The organism is Streptomyces sp. NPDC058307 (genome assembly GCF_042880295.1).
GTDB lineage: Bacteria > Actinomycetota > Actinomycetes > Streptomycetales > Streptomycetaceae > Streptomyces.
Genome location: NZ_JBHVYZ010000171.1, coordinates 1 through 1,515 on the forward strand (window position 1 = coordinate 1; position 1,515 = coordinate 1,515).

The 1,515-nt window shown below is 70.3% G+C and carries 2 protein-coding genes; one reads left to right on the forward strand and one right to left on the reverse strand.

What is annotated here, in order from left to right:
* Positions 1-315 precede the first annotated feature (315 nt).
* Entirely contained in the window at positions 316-1,197 is an 882-nt protein-coding gene (ligD, locus tag ACFVYN_RS41345; protein ID WP_390008095.1) for a non-homologous end-joining DNA ligase, read from the reverse strand.
* Positions 1,198-1,250: 53 nt separating this feature from the next.
* On the opposite strand from ligD, the gene ACFVYN_RS41350 reads away from it, so the two are divergent.
* Positions 1,251-1,515 (forward strand): Ku protein (locus tag ACFVYN_RS41350; RefSeq protein ID WP_390008097.1); only part of this gene is annotated, 265 nt, incomplete at its 3' end.

The following is a 1,515-nucleotide window of genomic DNA, read 5'->3' on the forward strand; positions in this document are numbered from 1 at the left end:
GCCGGCCGCTGCGGGCGGACACCCCCCACCCCGTCCCCTTCTCGCCGTACGCGGCCAACGGCCCGTCGTCGCGCGCGATCCGGCGAACGGTCCGCCGTGGCGCGTGAGGTGGAGAACGGTCCGTCCTGGCGCAGGCGACTGCAGCTCCTTAGGGGCGCGGGGAACTGCGCGACCAGCCCCCACCGGCCGGCAGCCGCACGACAACCTGACCCGGCACCCTCGTGGGCGCCGCGTTCAAGCCCAGCGCAGCGGCACCGCGGGGAACTGCGCGACCAGCCCCCACCGGGCCGCAGCCGTCAGACGACCTCACCCTGTTCACGGCAACCGTGTCGCCCGGTCCCCGTCCAGAAGAGGTGCCAGGAGGTCGCCGTAGTGCTGGAGGCGGGGAGGCATGTCCGGGGCCTGGAAGGTGAGCTGGGCGGGGGTCGTGCAGTCCTCCACCTCTGTCCAGGTGACCGGCGCCGACACCAGGGGGCGGGCCCGGGCCCGCAGCGTGTACGGCGTCGCCGTGGTCTTGCGGGCGGCGTTCTGGCTCCAGTCGACGAAGACCTTTCCGGGGCGCAGGCTGCGGGTCATCCGGTGCAGGGCGAGCCGGGGCATCGCCCGCTCCGCCTCCACGGCGAGCTGCTTGGCGTACTCCGACACCTCCTCGGACGACGCTCCCCGCACCGCCGCCAGCAGGTGCAGCCCCTTGGAGCCGGCGGTCTTCGGGTAGGCCTCGATCCCGTCCGCCGCCAGCCGCTCCCTGAGCCACAGGGCCACCTCGCAGCACTCGACGATCGTCGCGGGCGGGCCCGGGTCGAGGTCGAGGACCAGGCGGTCGGCCTCGTCGGGGGAGTCGACCAGCCACTGGTGGGTGTGGAACTCGGTGACCAGGTTGGCGGCCCACATCAGGCTCGCCAGGTCCTGGACCAGGACCATGCGGGCCGGACCCTCGGAGCGGGGCACCTCGGCCGTGGTGACCCAGTCGGGCGTACCCGGCGGAACGTTCTTGGCGAAGAAGACCTGCCCGTCGGGGCCGTCCGGGTAGCGCAGGAAGGAGACGGCACGGTCACGCAGATGGGGGAGGAGGACGTCGGCCGCGGTGGCGTAGTAGTGCAGCACCTCGCCCTTGGTGAAGCCGGTGGCCGGATACAGCACCTTCTCCAGATTGCTGAGCGCGAGCCGTCGCCCCTCCACCTCTGTGATCGGCGTCATACGATGAGAATCTAGTGCATAGGTCTGCAAAACGGCTTAATTCGTGAGAAAGGGTGCTGCCGGTGAGATCCATTTGGAACGGTGCCATCTCGTTCGGCCTGGTCAGCATTCCGATCAAGCTGGTCAACGCCACTGAGAGCCACTCGATCTCCTTCCGCCAGATCCACACCGAGGACGGTGGCCGCGTCCGCTACCGCAAGGTCTGCGAGCTGGAGGACCGGGAGATCAGCCAGGCGGAGATCGGCAAGGGATACGAGGACGCCGACGGCACGATCATCCCGATCACCGACGAGGACCTGGCCCATCTGCCGCTCCCGA